The following is a 17,641-nucleotide window of genomic DNA, read 5'->3' on the forward strand; positions in this document are numbered from 1 at the left end:
ATCACCACACAAGCCCTGGTCACCACGCCGACAGGCCGGTCAGTGTCCGTGAGGTCCTGAAACATCAACTGTCCGACATGTCCTGAACTCAGACATCGGGTTAGAACCCGAATCGCCACTCACGACCCACCTGACCCATGCCTCACGGCACGTTGAGCACTCACCTGATTCCGATTAGTAACGTCAAGATCGTACAGACTTTCGCTCAAACTATGCGAAAGTCTGCGCGGTTCTGGACGGCTATTCGGGTGACGGCGGGCATTTCTGTCCTGTTGTCACCTTGACGAGTGACACGGACCACCCTACTTTCGCTGGCTAAGTAACAAAGTTTGTTACGGCCGATTCGTAAGTGAGGGCAGTGTGGCCGCGACTGAATCCGGGCAGCTCGACCCGGTCAGCCCACGTACCTCGAACCTCGCCGTGCTTCTGCGGGCGTTGCGTGCGGGGCCGCTTTCGCGTACCCAGCTCGCGGCGCGCTGCGGGCTCACCAAGGCGGCCGTCTCCGGGTTGATCACCGAGCTGTCCGAACGCGGTCTCGTCCGCTCCGCCGGACTCCAGGGGGGCGGCAACGGCAGGCCCAGCCAGCTCGTCGAGCTGAACGGCGCCAGCGCCTGCGGGCTCGCGCTCAGCGTCGAGGCCGATCGTTTCGCCGCCGTCGTCACGAACCTCGACGGCCGCGTCGTCGCCGAACGCATCGAGACCGCCGACGTCGCCGCGCTCGGGCTGCACCGGAGCATGGACGAACTCGCCTTCCTCGCCCGGAACATGCTGCTCGACGATCAGCCGGTCGGGGTCACCGTCTCGGTGCCGGGGCTGGTCGATTCGGCCGCCGCCGTGCTGCGGTTCGCGCCGACCCTGCGCTGGCGCGACGCCGAGATCGCCGATCTCCTCGCCGCCCGGCTCGGTCTTCCCGCCGACGCCATCGCGGTCGACAACGAGGCCAACCTCGGCGCGATCGGCGAGGCCGTCGCCGGAGTCGGCCAAGGTGTGCGGGAGCTCTTCTACCTCAGCGGCGGCACGGGCGTCGGCGGCGGACTCGTGTCCGGCGGCATGATCCTGCGTGGTGCCAGGGGTTTCGCGGGCGAGGTCGGGCATATCACCGTCGACCCGTCCGGCGAGCAGTGCCAGTGCGGCCGGGTCGGCTGCCTGGAGACCAAGGCCGGCCTCAACGCCGTCCTGCGCGGCGCGGCGTCGCCCGGCGACCCGCTGCACGATCCCGCGCTGGGTGTCGACGGCCGGGTCGGGCTGCTCAAGCACCGCGTGCAGCGCGGTGACCAGCGCGCGGTCGCCGCGGTTTCGGAACTCGGGGTCGCGCTCGGCATCGCGGTGTCCACTGTGGTCGACGTGCTCGACCCGGACGTCGTCGTGCTCGGCGGCTACTTCGCCGAACTGGGCGAATGGCTGGTCGAGCCGGTGCGCCGCGAACTGTCCGCGCGTCCGCTAGGGCATGAGCCCACCTGTCGCGTCGAGCCGTCGCCGCTGGGCACCACCGCCCCGCTGCGCGGCGCCGCGCATCTCGCCACCGAACGGCTTTTCGCCGACCCGACGCTAGTTCCCTTCGTGACCGAGGAGGCTCCGGCATGACGCTGCTATCCGTCCGGGGGATCGTGAAGACCTTCCCCGGGGTCCGTGCGCTCGACGGGGTCGACTTCGACGTCGAACCCGGTGAGGTGCACTGTCTCCTCGGCCAGAACGGCGCGGGCAAGTCCACGCTGATCAAAACGCTCGCCGGTGCGCATCGCCCCGACGGCGGCGAGATCTTCTGGCAGGGCGAGCCGGTCACGCTGCCCTCGCCGGTCGCCGCGCTGAAGATCGGCATCGCGACCATGTACCAGGAACTCGACCTGGTACCCGGGCTTTCCGTGGCGGACAACATCTTCCTCGGCCGCGAGCGCGCGTCGTTCGGGTTCACGCGGATCAGCGAGTCCCGGAACAAGGCCGCGAGACTGATGGCGCGGCTCGGGCACCCCGAGATCGCGCCGTCGACCGAGGTCGGCAAGTTGTCCGCCGCGGGTCAGCAGCTGGTCTCGATGGCGCGGGCGCTCGCGTACGACGCGAAGCTGCTGGTGATGGACGAGCCCACCGCGGCGCTGGCCGGCGAAGAGGTCGACAACCTGTTCCGTATCGTCGGCGAGCTGACCGCCGAGGGTGTCGCGATCATCTACATCTCCCACCGGCTCGAAGAACTGCGCCGGATCGGGCACCGCGTCACTGTGCTCAAGGACGGCAAGACCGTCTCCACCGGCCTCGACGCCAAGGAGACGCCGACCTCCGACCTCGTCGCGCTGATGGCGGGCCGCAAGGTCGAAACCGTGTTCGGCCCGCGCCACCAGGAACACGTGGACCCGGACAACGAGGTCCTCAAGGTGGAGAACCTGACCACCGTCGGCGAATTCGAGAACGTGACCTTCACCGTGCACGCCGGTGAGGTCGTCGGGATCGCGGGCCTCGTCGGCTCGGGACGCAGCGAACTGCTGGAGACGATCTTCGGCGCGCGCAAACAGGACGCGGGTTCGGTGTCGGTCGACGGCGAGCCGGTCCGGCCGGGCAGCGTGTCCGCGGCGGTCAAGGCCGGGATCGGGCTGGCACCGGAGGAACGCAAGAGCCAGGGGCTGCTGCTGGACTTGCCCGTCGTGCACAACGTGACCCTGGCGAGCCTGGGCAAATACGCGACGTTCGGTTTCACCGAGCGGGGCAGGGAGCTTGACGACGCCGGGGAAAGCCTGCGGCGCCTCGATCTGCGGCCCGCCGATCCGCACCGCATCATCCGCACGCTGTCCGGCGGCAACCAGCAGAAGGCGGTGCTCGCCCGCTGGCTGGTCCGCGGCTGCCGGGTCCTGCTGCTGGACGAGCCGACGCGCGGGGTCGACGTCGGCGCGCGGGCGGAGCTGTACCGGCTGATCGAGGAACTGGCCGCGACCGGCGTCGCGATCGTGCTGGTCAGCAGCGAGATCCCCGAAGTACTCGGCTTGTCCGACCGGGTGCTGGTGCTGCGTGAAGGACGTGTCCTGGCTGAAAAGCCGTCTGCGGAGCTGACAGAGGCGGATGTGCTCGACGTGATTCTCGAGGGGAGTGCGGCGTGACCGACCAAGCCGAATCGGTGCGTACGGAACCCGCCGTGGAACCTGTACCACCCAAAGAAAAGCGGAACTTCTCGCTCGACACCCGGCTGCTCGGGCTGGCCGGGGTACTGGTCATCCTGTGCATAGTCGGCCAGATCACGAGGCCCGACCAGTTCTTCACCGACGGCAACATCTCGACGATCCTGCGGCTCGCCGCGGCCATCGGGGTGGTCAGCGTCGGGATGACGTTCGTGATCATCGCCGGCGGCATCGACCTTTCGGTCGGGTCGATCGTGGCGCTCTCCAGTGTCTGGCTGACCACCTTGGCCACCCAGTCCTACGGCCCGTGGGTGATGATCCTTTGTGGACTCCTGGTCGGCCTCGGCTGCGGGCTGATCAACGGGATCCTGGTCTCCTACGGGAAGATCGTGCCGTTCATCGCGACACTGGCGATGTACGTCTCGGCCCGCGGGCTCGCGGAACGCATCAGTGGCCGCCGCACGCAGGTGGTGTCGGAGGCGGGTTTCCTCGACTTCTTCCGCGGTGACCTGCTCGGCGTCCCGGTGCTGATCTGGATGTTCGCGCTGGTGTTCGCGATCGGCTGGGTGGTGCTGAACCGCACCACGTTCGGCCGCCGCACCTTCGCCGTCGGCGGCAACGCCGAGGCTTCGCGGCTGGCGGGTATCAACGTCAAGCGGCACACCGCGCTCGTCTACGGCGTCGCCGGGCTGTGCTGCGGTATCGCGGCGCTGATGGTCGTCGCCCGCACCACCGCGGGCGCCTCGACCAACGGCATGCTCTACGAACTCGACGCCATCGCGGCGGTCGTCATCGGCGGCACGCTGCTCACCGGTGGCCGCGGCTCGCTCATCGGCACCCTGATCGGCGTGCTGATCTTCACCGTGCTGTCCAACATCTTCACGCTCAACAACCTGGACACCGACATCCAGAACATCGCCAAGGGCGTGATCATCGTCCTGGCCGCGCTACTGCAGTTCCGCTCCGTGAAAAAGACAAAGACGAGTACTTAGCGGGGTCGTGAGTGGCGTTTCGGGTGAGAACCCGAAACGCCACTCACGACCACCTGGACCACCGCCGTCACCGTGGATGGAGAGTCGTCATGACCGAACAATCCCTGCATCGCCGCCGCTTCCTGCTGGGAGGCGCGGCCGTCGGAGCGGGTGCGCTGCTGACCGCGTGCACCTCGAACGAGGCGCCGGCGCAGAACAACGCGGCCAACGTGGCCAACGCCGGGGCGAACTCGCAGCCCGGAAGTCCAGTGACAATCGGGTTTTCAGCTCCGGCCGCGGACCACGGCTGGATGGCGGCCATCACCAAGAACGCCCGCGCGCAGGCGCAGAAGTTCAGTGAGGTCACGCTCAACGCGACCGAGGGCACCAACGACGTCAACCAGCAGATCTCCCAGGTGGAGACCTTGATCAACGCCAAGGTCAACGTGCTGGTGATCCTGCCGTTCGACGGCAAGGCGCTGACCGCGGTCGGCCAGCAGGCGATGGACGCCGGTATCCAGGTGATCAACCTGGACCGCGTCTTCGACACCCCGCTCGCGTACCGCACCTGGATCGGCGGCGACAACTACCGCATGGGCGTCAACGCCGGGAACTACATCGCCCAGCAGATGAAGGCGAAGAACATCGCCAGCCCGGTGATCGGCGAGGTCGCGGGTATCGACTCACTGCCGCTGACCCAGGAACGCAGCAAGGGTTTCAAGGACGCCTTGGCGCGTCAGGGTTTCCAGGTGGGACCGCGGGTCTCGGCACAGTTCACGCCGGAGTCCGGCGAGCAGCAGACCTCGAACCTGCTCCAGTCGGCGTCCAAATTGGACGCTCTCTGGAACCACGACGACGACCAGGGTGTCGGCGTCATCGCGGCGATCAACAACGCCAACCGCAAGGACTTCCTGATGGTCGGCGGCGCGGGCTCGAAGAACGCGATGAACCTGATCAAGTCCGACGCCGAGCCGCTGAAGGCGACCGTGCTCTACAGCCCGTCGATGGCGTCTTCGGCGATCTCGCTCGCGCGGCTTCTCGGTCAGGGCAAGGGGGCCGGCGACTTCGCCGAGCACGAGATCCCCGCCGAGATCACCACGTACTCCGCGGTGGTCACCAAGGAGAACGTCGACAAGTACATGGACGTCGGCTTCGACTCGTAAACCCGCGTACCCGACACGCGCGCTTGAAAGACACAGCCTAGGAGGGGCATGAGCACGGCAAAGGAAACGATCGGGATCGGCATGGTCGGCCACGCGTTCATGGGTGCGGTGCATTCGCACGCGTGGCGCAGTGTGCACCGGTTCTTCAGCCCACCGCTGATCCCGAGACTCGCCGTGCTCGGCGGCCGTGACGAGGTGCGGACGAAGGCCGCGGCGGAACGGTTCGGCTGGGAAGACGTCGAGACGGACTGGCGCGCGCTGATCGCCCGTGACGACGTCGACCTGGTCGACATCTGCACGCCGGGCGACAGCCACGCCGAGATCGCGATCGCCGCGCTCGAAGCGGGCAAGCACGTGCTGTGCGAGAAGCCGCTGGCCAACACCCTCGCCGAGGCCGAAGCGATGGCCGAGGCCGCGGCGAAGGCGCGGGCCGGCGGCATCCGGTCGATGGTGGCGTTCAACTACCGCCGGGTGCCCGCGCTCGCGCACGCCAGGAAGCTGGTCGCGAGCGGGGCGCTCGGCGAGATCCGCCACGTGCGGTCGGTCTACCTGCAGGATTGGCTGTCCGACGCGCGGGCGCCGATGACTTGGCGGCTGCACAAGGACAAGGCGGGTTCCGGCGCGCTGGGCGACCTCGGCGCGCACATCGTCGACGCCGCCCAGTTCGTCACCGGCGAGACGATCACCGGGGTTTCCGCGCTGACCAACACCTTCGTCAAGGAGCGGCCGGACGGCGACGGCGGCACCGGACAGGTCACGGTCGACGACACCGCGCTGTTCCTCGGCCGGTTCACCGGCGGCGCGGTGGCGAGTTTCGAGGCGACCCGGTTCGCGCTGGGCCGCAAGAACGCGATGCGGCTGGAGATCAACGGGTCGAAGGCGAGCCTCGCGTTCGACTTCGAGTCGATGAACGAACTGTCCTTCTTCGACGGCGGCCAGCCCGCCACGGAGGCGGGGTTCCGCCGGATCCTGGTCACCGAACCCGAGCACCCGTACGTCGGGGTGTGGTGGCCGCCGGGGCATCTCCTCGGCTACGAGCACACCTTCACCAACGAGGTCGCCGATCTGCTCACCGCGATCGGCGACGGCACGGATCCCGCACCGTCCTTCGAGGACGGGTTGAGGGTTCAGCAGGTCTTGGCCGCGGTCGAGCGCAGCGCGTCCGACGAGGCGCGATGGACCACTGTGCCCGGCGTCACCACGAAGGGAAGTAGCTGAGGACATGGAGAAGACCGAGGACGAGGCGGAGTGGTAACGGCTGTGTAGATCCAGCCGAAAGTCGCATGACGGCTATCACTGCGACTTGGTTCGATCCGAAACATCCGACCATCGGAGGTTGGTGTTCTCGGGCTGGGAAAGGTGGAGGAAATGCCTGCTCACGAGCGTACGGGCATCTGGTTGATCGGGGCGAGGGGGTCGGTGGCCACCACGGCCGCGGTGGGGCTCCTCGCGCTGCGCGCGGGGGTGACGGGCGGTGGCGGCTGCGTCACCGAGCTGCCCGCGTTCGCCGGGGTTCCGTTGCCGGGCTGGGACGATCTGGTCCTCGGCGGGCACGACATCGCGCATACGCCGCTGGAGAAGCGGGCCGAGCAGCTGGCGCACGCCGGTGTGTTCGGGCACGCGGTGTTCGCCGCGGTCCGGTCCGGGCTGGCCGAGGTGGACGCCGAGATCCGCGACGGCTACCACCCGGCGTCCCACACCGGTGCCCAGGCCGACGCGGCCGCCCGGCTCACGGCGGACATCCGAGCTTTCGCCGACCGGCACGACCTCGCGCGGGTCGTCGTGGTCAACGTGTCCTCCACCGAGGCCCCGTGTCCCCACCTGCCCGAACACGACGACCTCGCCGCGCTGGAAGTGGCGCTCGCCGACCCGGCGCGGGCAGTGCTCCCGTCGAGTTCCCTGTCGGCTTACGCGGCGCTGAAGGCGGGAAGCCCGTACGTCGAGTTCACGCCGTCCGCCGGGATCACCCTGCCCGCGCTGCGGGAGCTGGCCGAGCGGGAAGGCCTGCCGTACGCGGGTTGTGACGGCAAGACCGGTGAGACGCTGCTGCGCACGGTCCTCGCGCCGATGTTCAGCGCGCGGGCGTTGAAGGTCCGCTCCTGGGCGGGCACCAACCTGCTGGGCGGCGGCGACGGCGAGACCCTGGCCGACCCGGTGACGGCGAACAGCAAGCTGGAATCCAAGGCCCGCGGGCTCGCGGCGCTGCTCGGCGAGGACGTCACCGCGCCGCTGCACATCGACAACGTGCCCGACCTCGGCGAGATCAAGACCGCGTGGGACCACGTGTCGTTCGAGGGTTTCCTCGGCGCGCGCATGAGCCTGCAGTTCACCTGGACCGGTTACGACTCCGCGCTCGCGGCGCCGCTGATCCTCGACCTCGCGAGGCTGGTGACCGCGGCGCACGCCGGTGGCCAGAGCGGCGCGCTGACCGAACTCGGGTTCTTCTTCAAGGATCCGCTGGGCAGCGACGAACACCGGTTCGCCGAGCAGACCGCCCGCCTGATCACCTGGGCGGGAACCCTGTGAAGGCTTACGTGGAACTCGTGCGGGCGCCCGCCGCGCTGACGGTGCTCGGCGACACGGTCGCCGGATCCGCCGCGGCGGGGCTCAAGATGACCGGGCGGCGGCTGCTGCTGCCGCTGTCTTCGGTCGCCTTCTACTGGGCCGGGATGGCCCTCAACGACTGGGCGGATCGGAAGCTCGACGCCGTGGAGCGTCCCGAGCGGCCGATCCCGTCCGGGCGGGTGAGTGCCGGCGCGGCGCTCACCACCGGGACCGCGCTGACCGCTGCCGGACTTGGCCTGGCAGCGCTCGGTGGCGGCCGCCGGGCGATGCGTGTCGCGGTCCCGCTCGCGGCGTCGGTGTGGGCTTACGACACCGTGCTCAAGCCGACCCCGGCCGGGCCGGTGGCGATGGCGGCCTGCCGCACGCTCGACGTCCTGCTGGGCGCGGGCGACTCTCCGAAGAAGGCGGCCACCGCCGCCGCGGCGGTGGGTGTGCACACACTCGGCGTCACGGCGTTGTCCACCGGGGAAGTGCACGGCGCGAAACCAGGCACGGCCCGCGCCGCACTGGCCACCAGCTGCGCGGCGACAACGTTGGCATTGACCGGACCGGCCCGTGGGGGCTGGCATCGCGCCGCCTCGATGGCCGCCGGTTCGGGCTACGCGGGCCTGGTCGGCCGGGCTCAGGCGGACGCCGTCCGCGACCCGTCGGCGAAGTCCGTGCGTTCGGCGACCAAGAACGGCATCCACGGCATGGTCCCGCTGCAGGCGGCGGTCACGGCGAAGGGCTCGGTACTGGGGGCGGCGCTGGTCGCGGCCGCGCTGCCGATCGCCCGCAAGCTGTCGCGGAAGGTGAGCCCCACATGACGTTTTCTTTGGGATACGGCACCAACGGCTTCTCCAATCACCGCCTCGACGACGCGCTCGCGATCATCGCCGACCTCGGCTACACCGGGGTGGCGCTGACCCTGGACCACGACCACCTCGACCCGTTCGCCGACGATCTGGCACGGCAGGTCGACCACGTGGCTTCCCGGCTTTCGGCGCTCGGCCTGAACCGCGTCGTCGTCGAAACCGGCGCGCGTTATCTGCTCGACCCGTGGCGCAAGCACTCGCCGACGCTGCTGTCGGACGACCCCGCGCTTCGGATCGACTTCCTGGAACGGGCTTTGCGGATCGCCGGGGATCTCGGTGCCGACTGCGTTTCGTTCTGGTCCGGCGTGTCCACTGTGGACACGGAGATCGCCTGGTCTCGATTGCGCGAGGGAGTCGCGGCGGTCCTGGAGCACGCCGCGCGGCTGAACGTGCGGCTGGCGATGGAACCCGAGCCCGGGCATCTCGTGCAGCATCTCGGCCAGGTCTTGGACCTGCGCAAGGAACTCGGCGAGCCGGAGCTGTTCGGCGTCACGCTCGACGTCGGGCACTGTGTCGCCGTCGAGCCGGTCAACGCGGCCGAATGCGTCCGCCTCGCCGGCCCGCTGCTGTGGAACGTGCAGCTGGACGACATGCTGCCGAGGGTCCACGAGCATCTGGAGTTCGGTGACGGGCACCTGGATCTGCCGGGGACGCTCGCCGCGCTGGCGGAGATCGGCTATACCGGACTGGCCGCGGTCGAACTGCCCCGGCACAGCCACGCCGCGCCGGACACCGCGCGGCGGGCCTTCGAAGCGCTGACCGCGGCGATGCCGCAGACGTGGCAGGCCAAGGCGGAACGCCGGATCCGGGAGAAGCCGTCGGTGATCGGCTCGCTCTTCCCGGCCGTCGGCCGCGAGGTCGGGCGTGCGGCGCTGCGGCCGGACACCGATCCGCAAGGGCTGGTCCACGGCACCGTCGACGACCGGGCGCGGGTCCGGCTCGTGGCGGTCTTGGCCGACGTCCTCGACGACGCCGCGCTGGCCACGGAACTGCGCGACCTCTATCGCTACGGCGACGACGCCGAGCGGCGTGGGGTCCTGCGGGCGCTCAACGCGCTGAAGTCCCCGGGCGCCGAAGTCACCGATGCCGGGATCAGGCTGGTCGAAGACGCCTTGCGCGCCAACGACATCAGGCTGGTCGCCGCCGCCATGGGTGCCTTCGCCCGGTTCCTGGACGACCACACGTGGCGCCACGGCGTCCTCAAATGCGTCTTCGTCGGTGTGCCGCTGGCCGCCGTCGCGGATCTCCCTTCCCGCGCGGACGACGAGCTGAGGCGCATGCTCGCCGACTTCGCCGACGAACGCAGGGCGGCCGGACGTGACGTACCCGCCGACGCCCTCGAACTCCTCAAGGAGAACTGAGCCAGTGCGTATCTTCGATCCCCACATCCACATGTCCTCCCGGACCACCGACGACTACGAAGCCATGTACGCGGCCGGTGTCCGCGCGCTGGTCGAGCCCGCGTTCTGGCTGGGGCAGCCGCGTACGAGCGTCGGCTCGTACACCGACTACTTCGACGCGCTCATCGGCTGGGAACGGTTCCGTGCCGCCCAGTTCGGCATCCGGCACCACTGCACGATCGCGCTGAACCCCAAGGAGGCCAACGACCCCCGCTGCCGCGAGGTGCTCGACGTGCTCCCGAGGTACCTGGCCAAGGACGGCGTGGTCGCGGTCGGCGAGGTCGGCTACGACTCGATGACCAAGGAAGAGGACGAGGTCTTCTCGCAGCAGCTCGCCATGGCGCTGGAGCACGATCTCCCGGTACTGGTGCACACCCCGCACCGCGACAAGCTGGAAGGCACCAAGCGCACCCTCGACGTCGTGCGGGAAGCCGGTGTCGCGCCGGAGCGCGTGGTCGTCGACCACCTCAACGAGGTCACCGTCAAGCTGGTCAAGGATTCCGGTGCCTGGATGGGCTTCTCCATCTACCCGGACACCAAGATGGACGAACACCGGATGGTCGAGATCCTGCGCCAGTACGGGCTGGACAACATGATCGTCAACTCGGCCGCCGACTGGGGCCGGTCCGATCCGCTGAAGACCGCCAAGACCGGACAGGCGATGCTCGACGGCGGTTTCACCGAGGCCGACGTCGACAAGGTGCTCTGGCAGAACCCCGTCGACTTCTACGGCCTCAGCGGCAGGCTCACCCTCGATCCGCTGCCCGGGTTCACCGGCGAGGCCGTGACCTTCGAGGGCAACTCGGTCCTGCGAGGTGCCCGCAAATGATCTCCTACTGTACGAACGTCCATCCGGCCGAAGACGTCGACGGCATCGTCGCGCAGCTGGAGCGGTACGCGCTGCCCGTGCGTGAGCGGCTGGGCGCCGATCGGCTCGGCGTGGGGCTGTGGCTCTCCGCGCCGGTCGCGCGCGGACTCGCCGAAGACGCCGGAGCCCGCAAGCGTTTCCGCGCCGAACTCGACGCTCGCGGGCTTTTGGTGTACACGCTGAACGCGTTCCCGTACGGCGGTTTCCACGACGACGTCGTCAAGCACGCGGTCTATCGTCCTGAGTGGACGAACCCGGACCGGGTCGTGTACACGATCGACTGCGTGAACGTGCTGTCCGATCTGCTCGCCGAGGACGCTTCTTACGGCAGCATATCCACGCTGCCGTTGGCTTGGCGTGAACCGTGGGCCGAACAGGACGATCGTCGCGCCACCGAGGCGTTCGGTCAGGTCGTCCGGGCGATCGGAGACCGGCCGATCAAGCTGGCCGTCGAGCCGGAGCCAGGTTGTGTGCTCGACACGGTGGCCGACGCGCTGGGCTGGCTGTCCGGTCGCGTCGACCCGGAGTACGTCGGGCTGTGCCTGGACACCTGTCACCTCGCGGTGTCGTTCGCCGACCCGGCGGAGACTCTCAAGGCGATCGCGGAGTCCGATGTGGACATCGTCAAGGTGCAGGCTTCCGCCGCGCTGCATGTCGAGAAGCCCGCCGATGCGCGTGAAGCGTTGGCGGCGTTCGCCGAACCGCGGTACCTGCACCAGGTCCGCGAGTTTTCGGGCGGTGTCGTGCGCAAGGCCGACGACCTGCCCGAGGCGTGGACCGAGCTGCCGGGGGAGGGGCCGTGGCGCGTGCACTTCCACATGCCGCTGCACCAGGCGCCGGCCACACCGCTGTCCACCACGACGGACGTGCTGCGCACCATCGCCGCGGGACTGCCCGGCGAACCGCATATCGAGGTCGAGACCTACACCTGGAGCGTGCTCCCGGACGCGGGTGACCTCGTCGGGGGGATCGCCGCCGAACTCGAATGGGCACAGGCCAACCTCGTCAAGGAAGGGGTGTCCGCGTGAAACCCTTGGTCGTCATCGACGTCGTCGGGCTGACCCCGAAGGCGTTGCGGGACATGCCGAAACTGTCCGCCGTCGCCCGCGACGGCTGGCAGGCCGAACTGGGCACGGTGCTGCCCGCCGTCACCTGCAGCGCGCAGTCGACGTTCCTCACCGGGCTCATGCCCGCGCGGCACGGGATCGTCGGCAACGGCTGGTACTTCCGCGAACTCGGCGAGATCTTCCTGTGGCGCCAGCACAACCGCCTCGTCGGCGGCGAGAAGCTGTGGGAGACCGCGCGGGCGGCGCACCCCGGCTACACGTCGGCGAACGTCTGCTGGTGGTACGCGATGGGGATGAGCACCGACGTCACGGTGACCCCGCGGCCGATCTACCACGCCGACGGCCGCAAGTCGCCGGACGCCTACGTTCGGCCGCCCGAGCTGCACGATCAGCTGACCGGCGCGCTGGGGGAGTTCCCGCTCTTCCAGTACTGGGGCCCGACGGCGTCGCTCAAGTCGAGCAAGTGGGTCATCGGCGCGTCCCGGCAGATCCTGCGGGAGAAGCGGCCGGATCTGCTGCTGACCTACGTGCCGCATCTGGACTACGACCTGCAGCGCTTCGGCCCCGACGCTCCGCAGGCGGCCAGGGCGGCGCGGGAGCTGGACAACGCGCTCGCGCCGCTGCTCGACGACGCCCGCAACGCCGGGGCGACCGTGGTCGCGCTCAGCGAATACGGGATCACCAACGTGCACCGCCCGGTCGACATCAACCGGGCGCTGCGGCGCGAGGGTCTGCTGGAGGTCTACACCCAGGCGGGCATGGAGTACCTCGACCCGTGGGCGTCGCGCGCGTTCGCCGTCGCCGACCACCAGGTCGCGCACGTCTACGTCCGCGACTCCGCCGATATCGAGCGAGTGCGGTCGATCGTCGGTGAACTGACCGGCGTCGACGAGGTGCTCGACCGCGAGGCGCAGGCTCGCTATGGATTGGATCACGAGCGCGCAGGCGAGCTCGTCGCGGTCGCCGAGCCGGACGCGTGGTTCACCTACTACTACTGGCTCGACGACGAGCGGAAGCCCGACTTCGCGCGCGGCGTCGAAATCCACCGCAAGCCGGGCTACGACCCCGCCGAGCTGTTCTTCGATCCGGAGGACAAGTTCGCCAAGGCGCGGGCCGGGCTCAACCTGGCGAAGAAGTTCGCCGGGCTCCGGTACGCGATGGACGTCGTTCCGACCGATCCGCGCTGGGTGCGCGGTTCGCACGGACGGCTGCCCGATTCCACTGAGGACGGTCCGGTGTTGTTGTGTTCGGATCCGGCCTTCCAGCCGTCCGGTCGCGTCGGGGCGACCGACGTGCATCCGCTGCTGTTGTCCCTGCAAGGCCTGAAGTGACAGTAGGGCTTCGGTACAGGGGGTCGTGAGTGGCGATTCGGGTTAGAACCCGAATCGCCACTCACGACCAACCCGACCCATCCCCACACGCCGCCCTCCCTCCCCACCTCACGAAAGGAACGCTCCACCCGCAAGTCCTTCCTTGATCGCCGCCGCTCATCGAAAGGATCGCCACTGCTATGTCTTTGAAACGACGATTGGGTGTGCTCGTCACATCCATGGTCACGGCTCTGACAGGCGTCGCGCTACCGACGCAGACCGCATCGGCGCACGAAGCGGCCACGGTGCTCGTGTTCTCCAAGACCGCGGGCTTCCGGCACGATTCGATCCCCGACGGCATCAAGGCGATCAAGGAACTGGGGGCGCAGAACCACTTCGCGGTGGAGGCCACCGAGGACGCGGCGGCCTTCACCGACGCGAACCTCAAGCGCTTCAACGCGGTGGTCTGGCTTTCCACCACCGGTGACGTGCTGAACGCGGACCAGCAGGCCGCGTTCGAGCGGTACGTGAAGGGAGGCGGCGGGTACGTGGGCGTGCACGCCGCCTCCGACACCGAGTACGACTGGCCCTGGTACGGCGAGCTGGTCGGGGCGTACTTCAAGTCCCACCCGCAGATCCAGCAGGCGAACGTCAAGGTCGAAGACCACGAGCACGTGTCCACTCATGCCCTGCCGGAGACCTGGCCGCGCACCGACGAGTGGTACAACTACCGCGAGAACCCGCGCAGCGACGTCCACGTGCTCGCGAGCCTGGACGAGAAGAGCTACCAGCCCGGCGACGGCGCGATGGGCGATCACCCGATCGCCTGGTGCCACGAGAACTCCGGCGGCCGCTCCTGGTACACCGGCGGCGGGCACACCAAGGCCTCCTACGCCGAGCCTGCCTTCCTCAAGCATCTGGCGGGCGGCATCAAGTACGCCACCAAGCTGAGCGAGGCGGGCTGCGCCAAGACCCAGGAAGACCCGGTCGACGCGGACTTCGACCAGATCACCCTGGCCAAGGGCGAGGAGAAGACCGGCGAGCCGATCGCGCTTTCCGTACTGCCCAATCGCGACGTGCTGCACACCTCGCGTGACGGCCGCGTCTGGTACACCAGCTCGTCGGCGACGACGTCGCTGGCCGGGCAGATCCCCGTCTACAACCACGACGAGGACGGCCTCCAGGGGGTCGCCATCGACCCGGACTTCGCCAAGAACCGCTGGGTCTACCTGTACTACGCGCCCAAGCTGAACACCCCGGCCGGTGACGCGCCGGAGAACGGCACCCCGGCCGACTTCGAGCCGTTCAAGGGCTACAACCAGCTCTCGCGGTTCAAGCTGGGCACCGACAACAAACTCGATCTCGCGAGCGAGCAGAAGATCCTGCAGGTCCCCGCCGAACGCGGTATCTGCTGCCACGCCGGCGGTGAGATCGACTTCGACGCGCGGGGCAACCTGTATCTGTCCACAGGGGACGACTCCAACCCGTTCGCCTCCGACGGCTTCACCCCGATCGACGAACGCGCCGACCGCAACCCGGTCTACGACGCGCAGCGCACCTCGGCCAACACCAACGACCTGCGCGGGAAGGTGCTGCGGATCAAGGTCGGCGCGAATGGCAAGTACACGATCCCGAAGGGCAACCTGTTCCCGCGTGGCACGGCCAAGACCAAGCCCGAGATCTACGCGATGGGCTTCCGCAACCCGTTCCGGTTCGCCGTCGACCGTAAGACCGGCTGGATCCACCTGGCCGACTACGGTCCCGACGCCGGCGCGGCCGACCCGAAGCGCGGTCCCGGCGGCACGGTCGAGTTCAACCTGATCAAGAAGCCCGGCAACTTCGGCTGGCCGTACTGCGTCGGGGACAACCAGCCGTTCATCGACTACGACTTCGCCACCAAGCAGTCCGGCGCCGCTTTCGACTGCGCCAAACCGAAGAACACCAGCCCGCGCAACACCGGCCTGACCGATCTGCCGCCGGTCGAGAAGGCGTGGATCGCCTACGACGGCGGTTCGCTGCCCGAGTTCGGCACCGGCCCCGAGTCGCCGATGGGCGGCCCGGTCTACCAGTTCGACGCGAAGAACCCGTCGCAGACCAAGTTCCCGGAGTACTTCAACGGCAAGACCTTCGCCTACGAATGGGAACGCGGCTGGATCAAGGAGATCACCGTCGGTGCGAACGGTGAACGCGGCGCCATCAAGCCGTTCTTCGACTCGATGGACCTCGTCCGCCCGATGAACCTCGAGTTCGGCCCGGACGGCGCGCTCTACGTCCTCGACTACGGCACCGGCTACTTCGGCGGCTCCAAGGAATCCGCCGTCTACCGCATCGACTACACCAAGGGCCGCCGCACGCCGGTCGCCAAGGTGGCCGCGGACAAGACGTCCGGCCAGGCGCCGCTGACCGTCAAGTTCGACCCGGTCGGGACGAACGATCCCGACGGCGGCGCGCTCACCTACGCGTGGGACTTCGACGGGAACGGCACGACCGATTCCACCGAGGCCACCCCGGTTTCCCACACCTACGCCGCGAACGGCCAGTACACCGCGAAGCTCTCGGTCACCGACTCCACCGGGCTGACCGGCTCGGCGAGCGTGGTGGTCACCGTCGGCAACACCGCGCCGGTGGTCACGCTGAAAACGCCGGTCAACGGCAGCGTGTTCAGCTTCGGCGACATGGTTCCGTTCAAGGTCGAGGTGACCGACGCCGAGGACGACCCGATCGACTGCTCGAAGGTGACCGTCGAATACATCCTCGGCCACGAGGGCCACGGACATCCGCTGAGCCGTGCGACCGGCTGTGAAGGCACCATCGCCACGCCCGCCGACGAAGGACACGGGGCGGACGCCAACGTCTTCGGCGTCATCAACGCCAGCTACACCGACAACGGCGGAAACGGCGTGCCCGCGCTCACCGGCGAGGCCGAGTCCATCCTGCAGCCGAAGTTGAAGCAGGCGGAGTTCTTCACCCAGTCCAGCGGGATCGAGGTCGTCGTGCACGCCGGCGCCAGTGGCGGCAAACGCGTCGGCCACATCGAATCCGGTGACTGGATCAAATTCGACCCGGTGAACCTCGTGGGTGTCAGCGGCATCGGCTACCGAGTGTCCTCCGGCGGCGCGGGCGGCACGATCGAGGTCCGCTCGGGCGCGCTGGACGGACCCCTGGTCCAGACGGTCACCGTCGCCAACACCGGCGGCTGGGACACCTATGCCGACATCCCGGCGTCCGCCCTCACCGACCCCGGCGGCACCGGCCCGTTGTTCCTTGTGTTCAAGGGCGGTTCCGGCGGCTTGTTCGACGTAGACGCGATCACCTTCGAGGAGCAAGCATGAGCCGTCCGATCACCCTGTTCACCGGCCAGTGGGCGGATCTCCCGTTCACCGAGGTGTGCAGGCTGGCCAGCGAATGGGGCTACGACGGCCTCGAAATCGCGTGTTCCGGTGACCATTTCGAGGTCGACCGCGCACTGTCCGAAGAGGACTATGTGCCCGGCCGCCTGAAACTGCTCGCCGACCACGGCCTGAAGGTGTGGGCGATCTCCAACCACCTCGTCGGCCAGGCCGTCTGTGACGACCCGATCGACGAACGCCACCAGGCCATCATCCCGTCCAGGGTGTGGGGTGACGGTGAACCGGAAGGCGTCCGGCAGCGGGCGGCGAACGAGATGGCCGACACCGCCCGCGCGGCGGCGAAACTCGGCGTGGAGACGGTGATCGGCTTCACGGGTTCGAAGACCTGGAAGTACGTCGCGATGTTCCCGCCCGTCTCGCAGGCGGTCATCGACGACGGCTACCAGGACTTCGCCGACCGGTGGAACCCGATCCTCGACGTCTTCGACGAGGTGGGCGTGCGGTTCGCCCACGAGGTCCACCCGTCGGAGATCGCTTACGACTACTGGACCACGAAACGAGCGCTCGAAGCTGTCGGCGACCGTCCGGCATTCGGGCTGAATTGGGATCCTTCGCATTTCATCTGGCAGGACCTCGACCCGGTCGGCTTCATCCTCGACTTCGCCGACCGGATCTACCACGTGGACTGCAAGGACACCAGGAAGCGGTTCGACGGGCGGAACGGACGGCTCGGCTCGCATCTCCCCTGGGGAGATCCCCGACGCGGCTGGGACTTCGTTTCGACCGGGCACGGCGACGTGCCCTGGGAGGACTGTTTCCGCGCACTGAATTCGATCGGCTACGCCGGTCCGATCTCGGTGGAGTGGGAGGACGCCGGCATGGACCGGCTCCGGGGCGCGGCGGAAGCCGTGACCTTTCTGCGGGGGCTCCTGTTCGACAAGCCGTCGGCGGCCTTCGACGCGGCTTTCAGCAACCAGAAGTGAGGGCGGTTT

The 17,641-nt window shown here is 68.6% G+C and carries 13 protein-coding genes; all 13 read left to right on the forward strand.

Annotation, left to right across the window (positions count from 1 at the left end; genetic code table 11):
• Positions 1-360: 360 nt before the first annotated feature.
• The 13 genes from AC069I_RS42970 (at position 361) to AC069I_RS43030 (ending at position 17,632) form a co-directional block, all read left to right on the forward strand.
• Positions 361-1,584, forward strand: coding sequence for an ROK family protein (locus AC069I_RS42970; protein ID WP_478226860.1), 1,224 nt, complete (start codon positions 361-363; stop codon positions 1,582-1,584).
• Positions 1,581-3,083: a sugar ABC transporter ATP-binding protein gene (locus tag AC069I_RS42975; protein ID WP_478226861.1), complete on the forward strand. Its 1,503-nt coding sequence runs from the start codon at positions 1,581-1,583 to the stop codon at positions 3,081-3,083. The genes AC069I_RS42970 and AC069I_RS42975 overlap by 4 nt, the downstream gene beginning before the upstream one ends.
• Positions 3,080-4,093, forward strand: coding sequence for an ABC transporter permease (locus tag AC069I_RS42980; RefSeq protein WP_478226862.1), 1,014 nt, complete (start codon positions 3,080-3,082; stop codon positions 4,091-4,093). Before AC069I_RS42975 ends, AC069I_RS42980 begins: the two co-directional genes overlap by 4 nt.
• An 89-nt stretch (positions 4,094-4,182) precedes the next feature.
• The gene (locus AC069I_RS42985; RefSeq protein ID WP_478267972.1) at positions 4,183-5,235 is read left to right on the forward strand and encodes a substrate-binding domain-containing protein; all 1,053 of its coding nucleotides are present in this window, start codon (positions 4,183-4,185) and stop codon (positions 5,233-5,235) included.
• 48 nt (positions 5,236-5,283) lie between these two features.
• Entirely contained in the window at positions 5,284-6,453 is a 1,170-nt protein-coding gene (locus AC069I_RS42990; RefSeq protein ID WP_478267973.1) for a Gfo/Idh/MocA family protein, read from the forward strand.
• 150 nt (positions 6,454-6,603) lie between these two features.
• Positions 6,604-7,761 carry an inositol-3-phosphate synthase gene (locus AC069I_RS42995; RefSeq protein WP_478226864.1) on the forward strand — a complete coding sequence of 386 codons (1,158 nt, stop codon included), beginning with the start codon at positions 6,604-6,606 and terminating at the stop codon, positions 7,759-7,761.
• Positions 7,758-8,606, forward strand: coding sequence for an SCO3242 family prenyltransferase (locus AC069I_RS43000; protein WP_478267974.1), 849 nt, complete (start codon positions 7,758-7,760; stop codon positions 8,604-8,606). Before AC069I_RS42995 ends, AC069I_RS43000 begins: the two co-directional genes overlap by 4 nt.
• On the forward strand, positions 8,603-10,015 hold the full coding sequence (locus tag AC069I_RS43005; protein WP_478267975.1) for an EboA domain-containing protein: 1,413 nt from the start codon (positions 8,603-8,605) through the stop codon (positions 10,013-10,015). Before AC069I_RS43000 ends, AC069I_RS43005 begins: the two co-directional genes overlap by 4 nt.
• A gap of 4 nt (positions 10,016-10,019) precedes the next feature.
• On the forward strand, positions 10,020-10,883 hold the full coding sequence (locus tag AC069I_RS43010) for a TatD family hydrolase (protein WP_125680667.1): 864 nt from the start codon (positions 10,020-10,022) through the stop codon (positions 10,881-10,883).
• Positions 10,880-11,950, forward strand: a complete 1,071-nt coding sequence (eboE, locus tag AC069I_RS43015) for a metabolite traffic protein EboE (protein WP_478267976.1) — start codon at positions 10,880-10,882, stop codon at positions 11,948-11,950. The genes AC069I_RS43010 and eboE overlap by 4 nt, the downstream gene beginning before the upstream one ends.
• Positions 11,947-13,320, forward strand: coding sequence for an alkaline phosphatase family protein (locus AC069I_RS43020; RefSeq protein ID WP_478226868.1), 1,374 nt, complete (start codon positions 11,947-11,949; stop codon positions 13,318-13,320). The genes eboE and AC069I_RS43020 overlap by 4 nt, the downstream gene beginning before the upstream one ends.
• Before the next feature lie 218 nt (positions 13,321-13,538).
• Positions 13,539-16,631: a ThuA domain-containing protein gene (locus AC069I_RS43025; RefSeq protein ID WP_478267977.1), complete on the forward strand. Its 3,093-nt coding sequence runs from the start codon at positions 13,539-13,541 to the stop codon at positions 16,629-16,631.
• On the forward strand, positions 16,628-17,632 hold the full coding sequence (locus AC069I_RS43030) for a sugar phosphate isomerase/epimerase family protein (RefSeq protein ID WP_478267978.1): 1,005 nt from the start codon (positions 16,628-16,630) through the stop codon (positions 17,630-17,632). The genes AC069I_RS43025 and AC069I_RS43030 overlap by 4 nt, the downstream gene beginning before the upstream one ends.
• The last annotated feature ends 9 nt before the right edge of the window (positions 17,633-17,641 follow it).

It is taken from the genome of Amycolatopsis sp. NPDC043885 (assembly GCF_056435685.1).

Bases quoted from the DNA above. Each gene is read 5' to 3' on its own strand.
- AC069I_RS42975 (WP_478226861.1), top strand. From the start codon at position 1,581: ATGACGCTGCTATCCGTCCGGGGGATCGTGAAGACCTTCCCCGGGGTC.
- AC069I_RS42985 (WP_478267972.1), top strand. From the start codon at position 4,183: ATGACCGAACAATCCCTGCATCGCCGCCGCTTCCTGCTGGGAGGCGCG.
- AC069I_RS42990 (WP_478267973.1), top strand. From the start codon at position 5,284: ATGAGCACGGCAAAGGAAACGATCGGGATCGGCATGGTCGGCCACGCG.
- AC069I_RS42995 (WP_478226864.1), top strand. From the start codon at position 6,604: ATGCCTGCTCACGAGCGTACGGGCATCTGGTTGATCGGGGCGAGGGGG.
- AC069I_RS43005 (WP_478267975.1), top strand. From the start codon at position 8,603: ATGACGTTTTCTTTGGGATACGGCACCAACGGCTTCTCCAATCACCGC.
- eboE (WP_478267976.1), top strand. From the start codon at position 10,880: ATGATCTCCTACTGTACGAACGTCCATCCGGCCGAAGACGTCGACGGC.
- AC069I_RS43025 (WP_478267977.1), top strand. From the start codon at position 13,539: ATGGTCACGGCTCTGACAGGCGTCGCGCTACCGACGCAGACCGCATCG.
- AC069I_RS43030 (WP_478267978.1), top strand. From the start codon at position 16,628: ATGAGCCGTCCGATCACCCTGTTCACCGGCCAGTGGGCGGATCTCCCG.